Genomic DNA, 16,027 nt, shown 5'->3' on the forward strand with positions numbered 1-16,027 from the left:
CCAGCCAAACATCCACGGCGCGCCGTCGCTGGCGTACGGGCGTATTGACTAGCTCTATTCATCGAGTCAGGATGTGAATAGTTGCTGTAAATCGAGGAGGCAGACCCGTGTCAGGACCCCGCCCTGTTCGAGCCCCGCGCGGTACGGAACTGAGCGCCCTGGGCTGGCAGCAGGAAGCCGCCCTCCGCATGCTGCAGAACAACCTCGACCCCGAGGTCGCCGAGCACCCCGACAAGCTCGTCGTCTACGGCGGCACGGGCAAGGCCGCCCGCGACTGGCGCTCCTTCGACGCCATGGTCCGCACGCTGAGGACCCTCAAGCAGGACGAGACGATGCTCGTCCAGTCCGGCCGCCCCGTCGGCGTCATGCAGACCCACGAGTGGGCCCCGCGCGTCCTCATCGCCAACTCCAACCTCGTCGGCGACTGGGCGAACTGGGAGGAGTTCCGCCGCCTCGAACAGCTCGGCCTGACCATGTACGGCCAGATGACCGCGGGTTCCTGGATCTACATCGGCACGCAGGGCATCCTCCAGGGCACCTACGAGACCTTCGCCGCCGTCGCCGCCAAGAAGTTCGGCGGCACCCTCGCCGGGACGATCACCCTCACCGCCGGCCTCGGCGGCATGGGCGGCGCCCAGCCGCTCGCCGTCACCATGAACGACGGCGTGGCGCTGTGCATCGACTGCGACCCGCGTGCGATCGAGCGCCGCATCGAACACCGCTACCTCGACGTGCGGGCCGACTCCCTCGACCACGCCCTGCAACTGGCCACCGAGGCCCGTGACGCCCGCCGCCCGCTGTCCATCGGCGTGCTCGGCAACGCCGCCGACCTCGTCCCGCGGCTCCTCGCCATGGGCGCCCCCATCGACATCGTCACCGACCAGACCTCGGCCCACGACCCGCTGGCATACCTCCCCGTCGGCGTCGACTTCGACGACATGGCCTCCTACGCCGCCAAGGACCCGGCCGGATTCACCACCCGCGCCCGCGAGTCGATGGCCCGCCACGTCGAGGCCATGGTCGGCTTCCAGGACGCCGGCGCCGAGGTCTTCGACTACGGCAACTCCATCCGCGGCGAGGCCCAACTCGCCGGGTACGACCGCGCCTTCGACTTCCCCGGGTTCGTCCCCGCCTACATCCGCCCCCTGTTCTGCGAGGGCAAGGGCCCCTTCCGCTGGGCCGCCCTGTCCGGCGACCCCGCCGACATCGCCAAGACCGACAAGGCGATCCTGGAGCTGTTCCCGGAGAACGACTCCCTCGCCCGCTGGATCAAGATGGCCGGCGAACGCGTCCACTTCCAGGGGCTTCCGGCGCGCATCTGCTGGCTCGGCTACGGCGAGCGGGACAAGGCGGGCGAGCGGTTCAACGACATGGTGGCGAGCGGCGAGCTGGCCGCGCCCCTCGCGATCGGCCGCGACCACCTCGACTGCGGCTCCGTCGCCTCCCCCTACCGCGAGACCGAGGCCATGCTCGACGGCTCGGACGCGATCGCCGACTGGCCGCTGCTCAACGCCATGGTGAACGTGGCGTCCGGCGCCTCCTGGGTCTCCCTCCACCACGGCGGCGGCGTCGGCATGGGCCGCTCGATCCACGCCGGCCAGGTCACGGTCGCCGACGGCACCGAACTGGGCGGCGAGAAGATCCGCCGCGTCCTCACCAACGACCCCGGCATGGGCGTGATCCGCCACGTCGACGCGGGCTACGACATCGCCGAGTCGGTCGCCGACGAGCGGGGCGTGCGGGTCCCGATGCGCGAGGGCGCCGAGGCCGCGAACGGCGAGGGTGAGGACGCGTGACCCCGAGCCACGGCGGCCACGACGGCGGCTCCCCGGCCGGGGCCGCCCCCTCACCGGCGTCCACGGACCCGGCCGGACCCGGCGGCGCCTCCTTCCACGAGATGTGGCGGGACCTGCTCCCCATCGGGCGGCACCCCGACTCCGGCGGGTACCGGCGGTTCGCCTGGACGGGGGCCGACGCCGAGTGCCGTGCCTGGTTCGAGGAGCAGGCCCGGGACCGGGGGCTGGACTACGAGGTCGACCGCAACGGCAACCAGTGGGCCTGGCTGGGCGACCCCCGGCAGGGCGACGCCGTCGTCACCGGATCGCACCTCGACTCCGTGCCGGACGGCGGGGCCTTCGACGGCCCCCTCGGCGTGGTGTCGTCCTTCGCCGCGCTCGACGAACTCCGCGCCCGCGGCACCCGGTTCGACAAGCCGCTCGGGATCGTCAACTTCGGCGACGAGGAGGGCGCCCGCTTCGGCCTCGCCTGCGTGGGCTCCCGGCTCAGCTCGGGCCGGCTGACCGTCGACCAGGCGCACCGGCTGACCGACGGCGACGGGGTGACCCTGCCCCAGGCGATGGAGGCCGCCGGCCACGACCCGGAGGGCATCGGCGCCGACCCCGAGCGGCTCTCCCGGATCGGCGCGTTCGTCGAACTCCACGTCGAGCAGGGACGGGCGCTGGACCTGTCCGGCGACGCCGTCGGGATCGCCAGCGCCATCTGGCCGCACGGGCGGTGGCGCTTCGACTTCCGGGGCGAGGCCAACCACGCGGGCACCACCCGGCTCGTCGACCGCCGCGACCCCATGCTGTCGTACGCGGAGACGGTGCTCGCCGCCCGCCGCGAGGCACGCCTCGCCGGCGCCGTCGCCACCTTCGGCAAGATCTCCGTCGAACCCAACGGTGTGAACGCCATCCCCTCCCTCGTCCGCGGCTGGCTCGACTCCCGCGCCGAGGACCAGGAGACCCTGGACACGGTCGTCGGCGCGATCGAGGAGGCGGCCCGCGACTACGCCCAGCTCCACGGCGTCGAACTGGACGTGGTCCGCGAATCCTTCACCCCGGTCGTCGAGTTCGAGCACGCCCTGCGCGACGAACTCGCCCGCATCCTGGGCCGCGACACCGCCGGCCTGAAGGTGCCGGTGCTCGGGACCGGCGCCGGACACGACGCCGGGATCCTCTCCGGACACGTCCCGACCGCCATGCTGTTCGTACGCAACCCCACGGGCGTCTCGCACTCCCCGGCCGAACACGCCGCCGAGGACGACTGCCTGGCCGGGGTGACCGCGCTCGCCGACGTACTGGAAGGGCTGGCCCGCAGGTGACGGAGACGACCTACTGGCTCGAACACGCCTGGCTCGGCACGAGCGTCGAGCCGGGCGTGACCCTGACCGTGGCCGGGCCGGGCAGCCCCCGGGCCGGCCGCGTCACCGCCGTCCGCACCGGCGTCCCCGCCCCGCCGCCCGGCGCCGAGCCCCTGCGCGGCCTCACCCTCCCCGGCCTCGCCAACGCCCACAGCCATGCCTTCCACCGGGCCCTGCGCGCCACCGTCCAGGTCGGCTCGGGCACCTTCTGGACCTGGCGCGAGGTCATGTACCAGGTGGCGGACCGGCTGACCCCGGACAGCTACCACGCGCTCGCCCGGGCCGTGTACGCCGAGATGGCGCTCGCCGGCATCACCGCCGTCGGCGAGTTCCACTACGTCCACCACGCCCCCGGCGGCACCCCCTACGCCGATCCGAACGCCATGGGCGAGGCGCTGATCGCGGCCGCCGCCGAGGCCGGCGTCCGGATCACCCTCCTCGACACCGCCTACCTCTCCGCCGGTTTCGGCCAGGCGCCCGACGAGCACCAGCTCCGCTTCTCCGACGGCACGGCGGACGCCTGGGCCGAACGCTGTGCTGTTCTCAAGGAACGGGATCACGCGCGGATCGGGGCGGCCATCCACTCCGTACGGGCCGTGCCCGCCGGACAGTTGGCGACCGTGGCGCGCTGGGCCGAGGAGCGGCGGGCCCCGCTGCACGTCCACCTCTCCGAGCAGACGGCCGAGAACGACGCCTGCCACGCGGCGCACGGCCGCACCCCCACGCAACTCCTGTCCGACCACGGGGTCCTGGGACCCCGCACCACCGGCGTCCACAACACCCACCTCACCGACACCGACATCGCGCTCATCGGCGGCAGCGGCACCGGCACCTGCATGTGCCCCACCACCGAGCGCGACCTCGCCGACGGCATCGGACCGGCCGTCGCCCTCGGACGGGCCGGCTCCCCGCTCTCCCTCGGCTCCGACAGCCACGCCGTCATCGACCTGTTCGAAGAGGCGCGCGCCATGGAGCTGAACGAGCGGCTGCGCACCCGCACCCGGGGCCACTGGACGGCGGCGGCCCTCCTGCGGGCGGCCTCGGCCGACGGCCACGCGGCGCTCGGCTGGGACGAGGCGGGAACCCTGGAACCGGGAGCGCTCGCCGACTTCACGACGATCGCGCTCGACTCGGTCAGGACGGCAGGCCCGCTTCCACGGCTGGGCGCGGAGACGGCTGTATTCGCCGCGTCGGCGGCAGACGTGTCGCACACGGTCGTGGGCGGCCGGCACGTCGTCCGGGACGGGGCGCACGCCCTCGTACCGGACGTGCCGAGGGCGCTCGCCGAGGCCGTCGCAGCCCTGCGGGGATGAGGCCCGCCCGCGCACCCGAAGCCGAGCCCGAACCCGACCCGACCGCCGACCAGGCCACCAAGGACGCCATGAGCAGCCCCACGACCGCCAGCCCCGCCCACTCCGCGAGCACCGCGAGCACGCTCATCACCAACATCGCTGCCCTGGTCACCAACGACCCCTCCCTCGGCGACAATTCCCCTCTCGGTCTGATCCGGGACGCGGCACTCGTCATCGACGGTGACCGCGTCGCGTGGACCGGTGATCAAAGCAAAGCACCCGCCACTGACAATCGGGTCGACGCCGGAGGCCGGGCGGTGCTCCCCGGCTTCGTGGACTCCCACTCCCACCTCGTCTTCGCGGGCGACCGGACCGCCGAGTTCAACGCCCGGATGTCCGGCCGGGCCTACAGCGCGGGCGGCATCCGCACGACCGTCGCCGCGACCCGCGCCGCCACCGACGAGGAACTGGAGGCGAACCTCACCCGCTATCTCCGCGAGGCCCTCCGCCAGGGCACGACCACCTTCGAGACGAAGTCGGGCTACGGCCTGACCGTCGAGGACGAGGCGCGGGCGCTGCGCATCGCCGCCCGGCACACCGACGAGGTGACCTACCTCGGCGCGCACATCGTCTCCCCGGACCTCGCCGAGGACCCCGCCGCCTACGTGGACCTCGTCACCGGCGAGATGCTCGACGCCTGTGCCCCGTACGCCCGGTGGATCGACGTCTTCTGCGAGCGGGGCGCCTTCGACGGCGACCAGGCCCGCGCGATCCTCACCGCCGGCAAGGCCAGGGGCCTGCACCCCCGCATCCACGCCAACCAGCTCTCCCACGGCCCCGGCGTGCAGCTCGCCGTCGAACTGGACGCGGCGAGCGCCGACCACTGCACCCATCTGACCGACGCCGACGTGGACGCCCTCGCCCACAGCCGCACGGTCGCCACGCTGCTGCCCGGCGCCGAGTTCTCCACCCGCGCCGAGTGGCCGGACGCCCGCCGTCTGCTCGACGCGGGCGTCACCGTCGCCCTGTCCACCGACTGCAACCCGGGTTCGTCGTTCACGTCGTCCATGCCCTTCTGCGTCGCGCTCGCGGTGCGGGACATGCGGATGACGCCGGACGAAGCGGTCTGGTCGGCGACAGCGGGGGGCGCTCGGGCGCTGCGCCGGGACGACATCGGCCGGCTCACTCCGGGGGCGTACGCCGATCTGCTGGTGCTGGACGCGCCCAGCCACGTCCATCTCGCCTACCGGCCGGGCGTCCCCCTGGTCACCGGCGTATGGCGCAGAGGAGTGCGCGAGGTCTGAGCCGGCCGCCGCCGGTCGGGACCCGGGCCCGGACACGGTTCGGCCGGGTGCGGGAGGAACGTCGCTCCTGCCGTACCCGGCCGGCATGTTTGGTCGTGGCCGACGGTGCTACTCGTCGAGTGTCAGCCCCTTGCGCAGGCGTACCAGCGTGCGGGACAGCAGTCGGGACACATGCATCTGGGAGATCCCCAGCTCGTCCCCGATCTCGGACTGGGTCATGTTGGCGACGAACCTGAGGGAAAGGATCTTCCGGTCGCGCGGCGCCAGCTCCGCGATCAGCGGCTTCAGGGACTCGACGTACTCGATGCCCTCGAGTCCGTGGTCCTCGTAGCCGATGCGGTCGGCCAGCGCGCCCTCGGAGTCGTCCTCCTCGGGCTGGGCGTCCAGGGACGAGGCCGTGTACGCGTTCGACGCCGCCATGCCTTCGACGACCTCGTCGTTGGTCAGGCCGAGGCGCTCCGCCAACTCTCCCACTGTCGGAGCGCGATCGAGCTTCTGAGCGAGTTCGTCACCGGCCTTGGCCAGGTCGAGGCGGAGCTCCTGAAGTCTGCGCGGAACCCGCACGGACCAGCTCGTGTCACGGAAGAAACGCTTGATCTCGCCGACGATCGTCGGCATCGCGAAGGTGGGGAACTCGACGCCTCGGCTCAGCTCGAAGCGGTCGATTGCCTTGATCAGGCCGATCGTCCCGACCTGGATGATGTCCTCCATGGGCTCGCTGCGCGAGCGGAAGCGGGAGGCGGCGAACTTCACCAGGGCGAGGTTCAGCTCCACCAGGGTGTTGCGGACGTACGAATATTCGTGCGTGCCTTCTTCAAGCGATTCCAGCCGCTCGAAGAGGGTCTTGGACAGGGCCCGTGCGTCCACCGGCCCCACCTCGTCGTACGGGGGGATCTCCGGAAGGTCCGCGAGGGAGTCGCCCGGATGGTGGGCGATGTCGTCGAGACCGTCTTCCAGAGAGGGTGTCGACGTCGCCCTCTGGGTATGCGATTCGTCGAGCCGGGGTGACATGATGTCCTCCATCGTTCTCGGCATATGGCCGCCGATGCCAATACGTGCACTGCGGTGTGCGGCGCCTCCAAAGCCGGCCGTGTTGATTGGTGTCACTACTAGGCCTACCCGGTTCCGGGACACCGTCGCAAGTGCCTACTGTGACGAAATGTCCATTTGCGGGTGATTGTTCGGGTGTCGGGGAGTGTGGAGAAGGCGTAGTGTTCGAGGGCGAGTCAGCAGCCACGACGGTCGGGAGAGATGACGGCATGGACCGTGGGACGGTCGGCAGCGCACAGTCGGGCCGGCTACGGGTCGAGGTGCGGGAAGAGGGCGCCAGCGCCGTCGTGACCCCGGCGGGTGAGCTCGATCACCACACCGCCGATCTGTTGCGTGAGCCACTTGAGGGGTGCCTGGACAAGGGCTTCGCCCGCCTTGTGGTGGACTGCACACAACTGGAGTTCTGTGACTCCACCGGACTCAACGTCCTGCTGGGCGTCCGCCTCCGGGCGGAGGCCGCGGGCGGCGGGGTCCATCTGGCGGGGATGCTGCCGGCGGTCGCCCGGGTCTTCGAGATCACCGGCGCCGAGGCCGTCTTCACCGTCCACGACACCGTCGAGGCGGCCCTGTCCGCCTAGGCCCGCCCGCGGACCGTCCCCGCGGCCGGCCCGGCCGGCCGCGGAGTCCCGCCCCTGTGCCGCACAGTGACCACCGGGTCACAGGCGTCACAGGTTTCGTGCCGAAAACGTGGGTGTTCTGACGGTTCGCTCGGGCAGGAGACATCCTGGACGGGTCGGCAGCACCGGCCGGCGGTTCGACGGCCACGACGGAAAGACGGATGGCACTACGGATGACAGCAGGAAAAAGTACGTGCGGCGGGCTCTGTTCCCGCACTCTTGAGTCCTGACACGTGAACTGGTGATTCGGTGAGGTGAAGCGCTGATGAGCACCACCCGGCCTGTCTCGCCGGGCGACCGCGGCCCGGAACCGGGCGTCGGCGGCGCTTCCGGGGCGCCCGGAGAGGACCAGCCCGCGGCGCCGGCCGCCGGTCGCCGGTCCCGCCGGCTGAGCTTCGACGGCGAGAGCGGCGTGGTCCCGCTCGCCCGTGACTTCACCCGCCAGGCGCTGTACGAGTGGGGCTGGCTGCCGGCCGCCACCGCGGACCAGCGGGCAGCGGCCGAGGACGTGCTGCTGGTGGTGTCCGAGCTGGTCACGAACGCCTGTCTGCACGCCGGGGGTCCCGCCGAGCTGTGGATCAGCTGCGACAACAAGGTGCTGCGGATCGAGGTGGCCGACCGGGGGACCGGGAACCCGGCCCCGCGCACACCGCACCGGGCGGGGCGGCCCGGCGGGCACGGCATGTTCATCGTGCAGCGGCTGTGTCTGGACTGGGGGGTCGTGCGCACACCGGGCGCCGCGGGCAAGACCGTGTGGGCGGAGCTGGGCGCCCCGGCCTGAGCGTCGGAGGAGCCCCGCGGGACTTCGCGGGCCCGTCGCGTCGACACGCATCCGACACTTGCGTGTGTCTTCCCTCCTCAAGACCCCCGGCGTACCTTGAGCGGCCGATCTGATGTTCCGTCAGAATGTGGGGTGCCGAGGTGCCGTACCGGACGTACCAGAAACGAACCGCCGCGCTCGCGTCCCTCGTGGCCCTGACCGGCTCGGCGGTGCTGGCGGCCGCCCCGGTGGCCCATGCCGAGGTCGTGGACGTCACGTACAACTGCAAGACGCCGATCGGGGACAAGTCCGCGGTCTCGCCCATCGATATCAAGGGCGTGAAACGGGGCGACGGTTACCGGATCACCATGTCGTGGCAGAAGGGCGTCTCGTCCAGCCCGGTCGAGCTGGGCAAGGGGGCGATGAGTCCGAGCGCCACGATCAAGCTGAGCGGGGCCGAGAGCGGGACGCTCACGGTGACGGGGCCGGCCAACCAGGAGGCGGTACCGGCCAACACCCCCATCAAGATCAACGATCTCAGCGGGACGTACACCCCGAAGAAGACCGGCAAGGTCGACTTCACCGCCGGTGTACTCACCATCAAGGCCCTCGGCACGGTCACCACCTGCACCCCGGGCAACGATCCCGGGCCGTCGCTGACGCTGGACGTCACCGCGGCGGGCGGGGGCGGGTCCGGCGGGTCCGGCGGGTCGGCCTCCGGGGGGACGAACGGTGCCGGCGGGTCGGGCGGTGCGCTGCCGCGGACCGGGCCGCTGGACTCGGCGGTCGCCCTCGGCACGCTCGGCGGCACGGTGCTGCTCGCGGGTGCCGCGGGGGCGCTGTGGGTGACGCGCAGGAACCGGACCGCACACCGCTGACGGGGGCGGTGACATGAGGAGGGGGCGGGTCTCCGCGTCGGCGGCGGTGCTCGCGCTGGTGCTCACCCTCGGCGCGCCGCTCGGCGGGGTCGCCGGGCCGCCCGTGGCGACGGCGGTGGCGACGGCGATGGCGGCGGACAGGCCGGCCGCGGCGGTCACGGCGGCCGACGGGCCTGCCGTGACGCTGTCCAAGTCGCAGGCGGGGACCGGCGGTTCCCTCACCGTCACCGGCAGCGGATGGCGGTCGCGGGCGTTGCTGATGATCCTGATCTGCGGGCAGTCCACGCCGTCGAGGGGTGTGCCGGGCGGCACCGACTCCTGCGCCAACGCCGACGGCCGGGCCGTGACGGCCGACGCCGGGGGCGCCTTCAGCCGGACGGTGCCGGTGGCGGAGCCGCCCGTGCCGTGCCCGTGCGTCGTGCGGGTCGCCACCATCACGGGGAAGAAGGCGGAGGCGTTCGCGGCGTTCCAGGTCGCCGGGCACTCGGTCGAGCCGCTGCCCCCGGAGGCCACCGGCGGGCGCCTCTCCGTGCTGACCGACACGGAGTTGAGCGGGTCGAGCGGGCTGCTGACGTGGTTCGGGGCGCCGGCCACCCGCGAACTCGCCTTCACCATCGGCAACGTGGGCGCCTCCCCGGTCGAGGACCCCGTCTTCCGGGTCGGCACCTCGCACGGGGTGTACGCGCCGCGGTGGGAGGACCACCAGTGGCGCGGCACGATCGAGCCCGGCGGCAAGGCACGCGTCTCCCTGCCCGTGGAACTCGCCGCCGGCGCCCACGGCGACTACACCGTCTCCCTGACGTACGGCGGCAAGGTCCTCGCCGAACACCCCTGGGCCGTGGGCCGACCCTGGGGCGTCACCCTCTTCTGGCTGCTGCTCTGCCTCGTCGTCCCGGCCGCGCTGTTCCGCGTCGGACTGGCGGTGGTGGACCGGTTCGCGCCGCGCCGCACGGTGCCCGGCCGACGGCCCCGCCCTCGGCGACCGCTCCCCGGGCTCACCCGCCGGCTCCGCCCGTGGGGCGCCTCGACGGGCGCGCACGCCGGAACCCGAACGGCGTCGCCCGCCGCCCGCGCGACGTCTCGTACGACCCCGGCCCTGCCGTGGTTCACCCCGGACACCGACCCGGGGGCGACGGCGACCGGGGCGCTCTCCGCACCCAGGGAAGACAGCCCCACGACTCCGACGAGAGAGGGAACCGCGTGAGAGCGCAGCGAAGAGCGGGCGTACTCGGGCTCGCGTTGATGCTCGGCGGGGCCGGTGCCCTGCTGGGGGCGGCGGCCGTGCCGGCGTACGCGGACGAGGTGGCGTACGCGACGAAGTGCGTGCCACCGCCGATCTCCGGGCTGCCGCCCGTCGAGGGCACGACCAAGGTGGAGATCACCGCCCCGCGCACGGCGAAGGTCGGCGACGAGGTCGAGGTGGTCTGGAAGTTCGTCCAGGCCGCATCCAGGAATCCCGATCTGATCGACCTCCCCGCCGACTCGGTCCAGCCGAGCGGCACGCTCAGGGCCGCCGGGGCGCAGACCGCCGACATCGCCATGAAGGGGCCGCGCGAGAACCCCGCGATCCCCAAAGGCGCCGCCATGGTCCTCTCCACCATGAAGGGCACCCTGAAACTGACGGCACCCGGCGCGGTGACCCTGACCCCCGACGCGTACGCCATCGAGGTCTTCTCGACCGAGACCAGGTGCGCGCCGACCGCCCCGGTGACGGTCGGGGCGACCATCAACGTGACGGGCGGTGGCGGGACTTCGGGCGGTACCGGCGGCAGCGGCACGAGCGGCACCACGGGCACGAGCGGCACCACCGGTACGAGCGGCGGCTCGTCGTCGGGCGGCACCGGCGCGGGCGGCACGACCGGCGGTACGACGTCCTCGGGCACGACCTCCGGCGGCACGACCGGCGGCGGTACGACCGGCGGCGGTTCGGACGGAGGTGGCTCCGCCACGGGCGGCGGCGGTGGCGGGCAGACCGACTTCCCCGGCAAGGAGGTCCGGGTCCCGTACGACTGCGTGACGCCCATCGGTGACCGGAGCGTGGTCTCACCGGTCCAGATCGACGCCACCAAGGACGGCGGGAGCTTCGACCTCACCGTGCGGTTCAAGAAGTCGGTGATGGACAGCCCCGCCGACCTCCCCGCCGACTCGGTGAAACCGGCCATGGAGATCGTCCTCGGCGGGGCCGACGAGGGCGCGGTCCAGGTCGAGGGGCCCACGAACTCCGAGCCGATCAAGGCGGGCGACCCCATGGAGATCCCCGACCTCACCGGCACCTACGCACCGGGCGCGAGCGGTGAGTCCACGCTGGCCCCGGGCGTGCTGACGATCAAGGCGCTGGGTACGACGACCACGTGCACCCCGGCCGAGTCGCTGGTCTCGCTCACCCTCGACACGGAGGAACAGCCGGGCGGCGCGGTGGGCGGCTCCTCGTCCCCCGGTTCCGTGGGCGGCGGCACCGCGTCCGGCTCGGGCACGGCCTCCGGTTCGGGCACCGCGTCCGGCTCGGGCACGGCCTCCGGGTCCGCCACGGGCGGCGGGCTCGCCGACACGGGTGCGGACGTCGGTCGGGGCACCCTCAAGGCGCTGGCCCTCCTCGCCGGCACGACGGCACTGCTCGGCGGCGCGGTCCTCACCTTCATGCCGCGCCGGTCCCCACGCTGAGCCCGCCCACGGCGGGTACGTCCGGGAAAGCCCGTGGGGCCGCCGTACCCCGAGGTACGGCGGCCCCACGCGGACCGCGGGCGACCGGGCTCAGCGCACGTCGCCCATGAGCCGCTTGACCTTGTTGCGGTACACGTACAGCGCGACACCGGCGAGCACGGCCAGCGTGGCCTCGACGGCGACGAAACCGGCCCGGTCGAGGTTGACGCCGCCGACGGCCTCGTTGGACAGCAGCGCGGTGACGGAGTCGCCCGCACTGACCGCGAGGAACCAGACGCCCATCATCTGGGAGGCGTACTTCACCGGCGCCATCTTCGTCGTGACGGACAGACCCACCGGGGAGAGCGTCAGCTCGCCGAGGGTCTGCACGAAGTAGATCCCGGCGATCCACAGCGCGGCGGCCTTCTCGCCGTCCCCGGCGATCGCCAGCGGGGCCAGGAAGAGGAAGAACGACGCACCGATCAGCAGCAGGGCGGCCGAGAACTTGACGATGGTGCTCGGCTCCTTGCCCCGCCGGTTCAGCCACACCCACAGCCAGGCGAAGACGGGAGCCGCCGCCATGATCATCAGCGGGTTGAGGGACTGGTACCAGGAGACGGGGAACTCCCAGCCGAACACGCTGTTGTCGGCCGACCCGCTGGCGAAGACGGCCAGCGTCGAGGCGCCCTGGTCGTAGATCATCCAGAAGATCGCGGCGGCGACGAAGAACCAGACGAACGCCGACATCCGGGACTGCTCGGCGGCGTCCAGGTCGCGGTCGCGCTTGATGCGGGCGATCACCCAGATCGGGACGATCAGGCCGATGAGGGTGACCGGGATCACCGCCCAGTTGACCGTGTAGTGGCCGGACAGGCCGAGGGCGCCGTAGAAGACGACGGGGACGGCCAGCCACAGCAGGGCCTTGCGCAGGACGGCCGACTTCTCGGCGGCGGGCATCGGGGTGGGGACGATGTCGCTGCGCTCGCTCAGATGACGGCTGCCCAGCAGGAACTGCGCGAGGCCCAGCGCCATGCCGACCGCGGCCATGCCGAAGCCGAGGTGCCAGCTCACCTTCTCGCCGACCGTGCCGATGGCCAGCGGCGCGGCGAAGGCGCCCGCGTTGATGCCGATGTAGAAGACGGTGAAGCCGCCGTCGCGGCGCGGGTCGTTCGGGCCGTCGTAGAGGTGGCCGACCATGGTCGAGATGTTGGCCTTCAGCAGGCCCGAGCCGATGGCGACGAGGGCGAGGCCGAGGTAGAAGACACCGGCCGACGGCAGGGCCAGGGTCAGATGGCCGAGCATGATCACGACACCCGCGACGGCGACCGTTCTGCGCGGGCCGAGGAAGCGGTCCGCGATCCATCCGCCGGGGAGGGTGAGCAGGTACACCATCGACCCGTACACCGCGGTGATGGTGATCGTCGCCGCCGCGCCGAGGTCCAGGCCGTTCGGCGCGACCAGGTAGAGCGGCAGAAGGGCCTTCATGCCGTAGTAGGAGAACCTCTCCCACATCTCGGTCATGAAGAGAGTGGCCAGTCCTCGGGGGTGGCCGAAGAAGGCGCGCTCGTCGCCGGGGGTCTCCCGGTCGGCCGGGTCCTTCGTCAGGCTGGACGCCATTGGTCGTTCCTTGCGCTTCGGGACGCCGCACACAGGTGTGCCGCGCCCGGGTCGGAGGGGTGGCCGGCACCATTGGGGAACCCTGCCCTCTACGCGCGTCGACGGCAGGGGGTCCGTCGACGCCTGGGGCCGGCCACAGGTCATTCCCGCGGAGCCGGAGAACCCGGCTCCGCGCACAAAAGAGACCTTCAGCGCAGATATGCCGCCAAAGGTCCCGACGTGTCGCTACAGGCGTTCCATCACCATACGCCATGGTAGGCAAGGGAATGGAAGGGATTGAGAGACGGATCACAGGTAAGAATGCGATAGAGATCGCGCATTCGAAGGTGTGTTCAGGAATTCAATCCCAAAGTTGCAGGCCGAGGATTCCGGGGCGCGAATCGGCGGGAGAAATCCGCACGGGCCGTCCCCGATCTCCATGGACTTCCGACGCGCACGACGGAATCTTCACCGGACGTGGGCGGAATGCCCGACGTATTCGATCATGACCCTCGGGGGTAAGAAATCCGCCGGACAAAGGTGTGAATCGGCGTTGCCGATCACCCTCCACCTGCGGTTCTCGGCGGACTACCATCAGCGCATGACCCGTGTACTGCTCGCCGAGGACGATGCGTCCATCTCGGAGCCGCTGGCCCGCGCACTGCGCCGGGAGGGGTACGAGGTGGAGGTCCGCGAGGACGGCCCCACCGCGCTGGACGCCGGAATGCAGGGTGGCGTCGACCTGGTCGTCCTCGACCTGGGGCTGCCCGGCATGGACGGTCTGGAGGTGGCCCGCCGGCTGCGCGCCGAGGGCCACACCGTGCCGATCCTGATCCTGACCGCGCGTGCCGACGAGGTGGACACCGTCGTCGGCCTCGACGCGGGCGCCGACGACTACGTCACCAAGCCGTTCCGGCTCGCCGAGCTGCTCGCCCGCGTACGGGCCCTGCTCCGGCGCGGGGCGGCGGAGCCGCAGCAGCCGCCCGCCACGCACGGCGTCCGGATCGACGTCGAGTCCCACCGGGCCTGGATGGGCGACGAGGAACTCCAGCTGACGGCCAAGGAGTTCGACCTGCTGCGCGTGCTGGTGCGGGACGCGGGACGGGTCGTCACCCGCGACCAGCTGATGCGCGAGGTGTGGGACACCACGTGGTGGTCGTCCACCAAGACCCTCGACATGCACATCTCCTGGCTCCGCAAGAAGCTGGGCGACGACGCGGCGAACCCCCGCTACATCGCCACGGTGCGGGGCGTCGGCTTCCGGTTCGAGAAGAACTGAGGGACCCGGGCGGGCGCCTGACGGCCCCGGGGTCCGGGCGCCGGCCGGGCCCCGTACCGGGTGCCGCACAATCGAAAATCCCTGAACACCCCGCCCGCCCGGAGGGCAGCCGTGCGTCGCCGTCTCATCCAGTCCACCCTCGCCGTGGTCCTCGTGGTCATCGCGGTCTTCGGCGTCTCCCTCGTCATCGTCGAGACGCGGACGATCAGCAACAGCGCCCAGGAACGCGTGGAGTCCGAGGCGGTCCAGCTCACCAGCATCGTGGACAGCCGCATCATCGGCGACGAGCGGATCACCGCCGAGGTCCTGGAGGACCAGGTCGGCGACGACCGCTACGCCCGCATCCAGATCCCCGGCCAGCGCACGATCGAGATCGGCGCCAAGCCCGTCGGCGACGTCATCAGCCACAAGACCGAGGGCGAGAAGGGTGAGGTCGTCACCGTCGAGGAGTCCCGTTCGGCGGTCAGCCGCGAGGTCGGCCGCACCCTCCTGATCATCGCGGCGGTCGCCCTGCTCGCCGTCGTCGCCGCCGTCCTCCTCGCCGTACGGCAGGCCAACCGCCTCGCCTCCCCGCTCACCGACCTCGCCGAGACCGCCGAACGCCTCGGCTCCGGCGACCCCCGCCCCCGGCACAAGCGGTACGGCGTCCCCGAACTGGACCGGGTCGCGGACGTGCTGGACGCCTCCGCCGAGCGCATCGGCCGCATGCTGACCGCCGAGCGGCGCCTCGCCGCGGACGCGTCCCACCAGCTGCGCACGCCGCTGACCGCGCTGTCGATGCGGCTGGAGGAGATCACCCTCACCGACGACCCGGCCACGGTGAAGGAGGAGGCGCACATCGCGCTCGCCCAGGTCGAGCGGCTGACCGACGTCGTGGAGCGGCTCCTGACGAACTCCCGCGACCCGCGCAACGGCTCCGCCGTCGCGTTCGAGCTGGACGAGGTCATCAAGCAGCAGCTGGAGGAGTGGCGCCCCGCCTACCGCAGCGCCGGCCGCGCCATCGTCAGCTCCGGCAAACGGCACCTCCAGGCCGTGGGCACGCCGGGAGCCGTCGCACAGGTGCTGGCCGCGCTGATCGAGAACTCGCTGATGCACGGCGGCGGCACCGTGGCGCTGCGCACCCGCGTCACCGGCAACCAGGCGGTCATCGAGGTCACCGACGAGGGGCCCGGCGTCCCCGCCGACCTCGGGGCGCGGATCTTCGAGCGTGCGATCAGCGGGCGCAACTCCACGGGCATCGGGCTGGCCGTCGCCCGTGACCTCGCGGAGGCGGACGGCGGACGTCTGGAGATGCTCCAGGCACAGCCGCCGGTGTTCGGCCTGTTCCTGTCACGGACACCGGTGAGGGCGCCCGCCGGCGACGAACGGCCCGTGCGCTAGGCCCTGTCGTCACATTCCCACCTACCCCGCGACGCCATGCACGCGCTCTCGACGCACCGGGCCCCGACCCGAGTACGTCCAGTACACGG

General features: G+C 72.2%; 13 protein-coding genes. 11 read left to right on the forward strand and 2 right to left on the reverse strand.

Translation table 11 applies throughout. The annotated features are described in order from the left end of the window. Positions 1-107 precede the first annotated feature (107 nt). The 4 genes from hutU to hutI all read left to right on the forward strand — a co-directional run bounded on the left by hutU (position 108) and on the right by hutI (position 5,738). Positions 108-1,796: a urocanate hydratase gene (gene hutU, locus ACZ4Z2_RS04645; protein ID WP_468072298.1), complete on the forward strand. Its 1,689-nt coding sequence runs from the start codon at positions 108-110 to the stop codon at positions 1,794-1,796. Between the two features lie 101 nt (positions 1,797-1,897). Next, on the forward strand, positions 1,898-3,103 hold the full coding sequence (locus ACZ4Z2_RS04650; protein ID WP_468072345.1) for an allantoate amidohydrolase: 1,206 nt from the start codon (positions 1,898-1,900) through the stop codon (positions 3,101-3,103). Continuing rightward, positions 3,100-4,455: a formimidoylglutamate deiminase gene (locus ACZ4Z2_RS04655; protein WP_468072300.1), complete on the forward strand. Its 1,356-nt coding sequence runs from the start codon at positions 3,100-3,102 to the stop codon at positions 4,453-4,455. The genes ACZ4Z2_RS04650 and ACZ4Z2_RS04655 overlap by 4 nt, the downstream gene beginning before the upstream one ends. Further along, a complete protein-coding gene (hutI, locus tag ACZ4Z2_RS04660; RefSeq protein ID WP_468072302.1) occupies positions 4,452-5,738 on the forward strand; it encodes an imidazolonepropionase in 1,287 nt (428 codons plus the stop codon). Before ACZ4Z2_RS04655 ends, hutI begins: the two co-directional genes overlap by 4 nt. Positions 5,739-5,846: 108 nt before the next feature. Here the strand turns inward: hutI and ACZ4Z2_RS04665 are convergent, their stop codons facing one another. Then, a complete protein-coding gene (locus ACZ4Z2_RS04665; protein ID WP_468072304.1) occupies positions 5,847-6,761 on the reverse strand; it encodes an RNA polymerase sigma factor SigF in 915 nt (304 codons plus the stop codon). Positions 6,762-6,997: 236 nt separating this feature from the next. On the opposite strand from ACZ4Z2_RS04665, the gene ACZ4Z2_RS04670 reads away from it, so the two are divergent. The 5 genes from ACZ4Z2_RS04670 to ACZ4Z2_RS04690 all read left to right on the forward strand — a co-directional run bounded on the left by ACZ4Z2_RS04670 (position 6,998) and on the right by ACZ4Z2_RS04690 (position 11,704). Next, a complete protein-coding gene (locus ACZ4Z2_RS04670) occupies positions 6,998-7,366 on the forward strand; it encodes an STAS domain-containing protein (RefSeq protein WP_055540172.1) in 369 nt (122 codons plus the stop codon). 304 nt (positions 7,367-7,670) lie between these two features. Further along, positions 7,671-8,186, forward strand: coding sequence for an ATP-binding protein (locus tag ACZ4Z2_RS04675; protein ID WP_468072306.1), 516 nt, complete (start codon positions 7,671-7,673; stop codon positions 8,184-8,186). A gap of 125 nt (positions 8,187-8,311) precedes the next feature. Beyond that, positions 8,312-9,043, forward strand: a complete 732-nt coding sequence (locus tag ACZ4Z2_RS04680; RefSeq protein WP_468072308.1) for a peptidase — start codon at positions 8,312-8,314, stop codon at positions 9,041-9,043. 13 nt (positions 9,044-9,056) lie between these two features. Next, positions 9,057-10,247, forward strand: coding sequence for a hypothetical protein (locus ACZ4Z2_RS04685; protein WP_468072310.1), 1,191 nt, complete (start codon positions 9,057-9,059; stop codon positions 10,245-10,247). 38 nt (positions 10,248-10,285) lie between these two features. Further along, positions 10,286-11,704, forward strand: a complete 1,419-nt coding sequence (locus tag ACZ4Z2_RS04690) for a hypothetical protein (RefSeq protein ID WP_468072347.1) — start codon at positions 10,286-10,288, stop codon at positions 11,702-11,704. A 90-nt stretch (positions 11,705-11,794) separates the two neighbouring features. Here ACZ4Z2_RS04690 and ACZ4Z2_RS04695 read toward each other — a convergent pair whose 3' ends face one another. Further along, positions 11,795-13,300, reverse strand: coding sequence for a peptide MFS transporter (locus ACZ4Z2_RS04695; protein ID WP_468072312.1), 1,506 nt, complete (start codon positions 13,298-13,300; stop codon positions 11,795-11,797). Positions 13,301-13,880: 580 nt separating this feature from the next. On the opposite strand from ACZ4Z2_RS04695, the gene ACZ4Z2_RS04700 reads away from it, so the two are divergent. Together ACZ4Z2_RS04700 and ACZ4Z2_RS04705 are read left to right on the forward strand one after the other, a co-directional pair. Then, positions 13,881-14,558, forward strand: a complete 678-nt coding sequence (locus ACZ4Z2_RS04700; RefSeq protein WP_048819934.1) for a response regulator transcription factor — start codon at positions 13,881-13,883, stop codon at positions 14,556-14,558. Between the two features lie 111 nt (positions 14,559-14,669). Then, positions 14,670-15,938 (forward strand): ATP-binding protein, encoded by a 1,269-nt coding sequence (locus tag ACZ4Z2_RS04705; protein ID WP_468072314.1) that lies wholly within the window; start codon positions 14,670-14,672, stop codon positions 15,936-15,938. Positions 15,939-16,027 lie beyond the last annotated feature (89 nt).

Source organism: Streptomyces sp. NPDC030183, assembly GCF_055573455.1.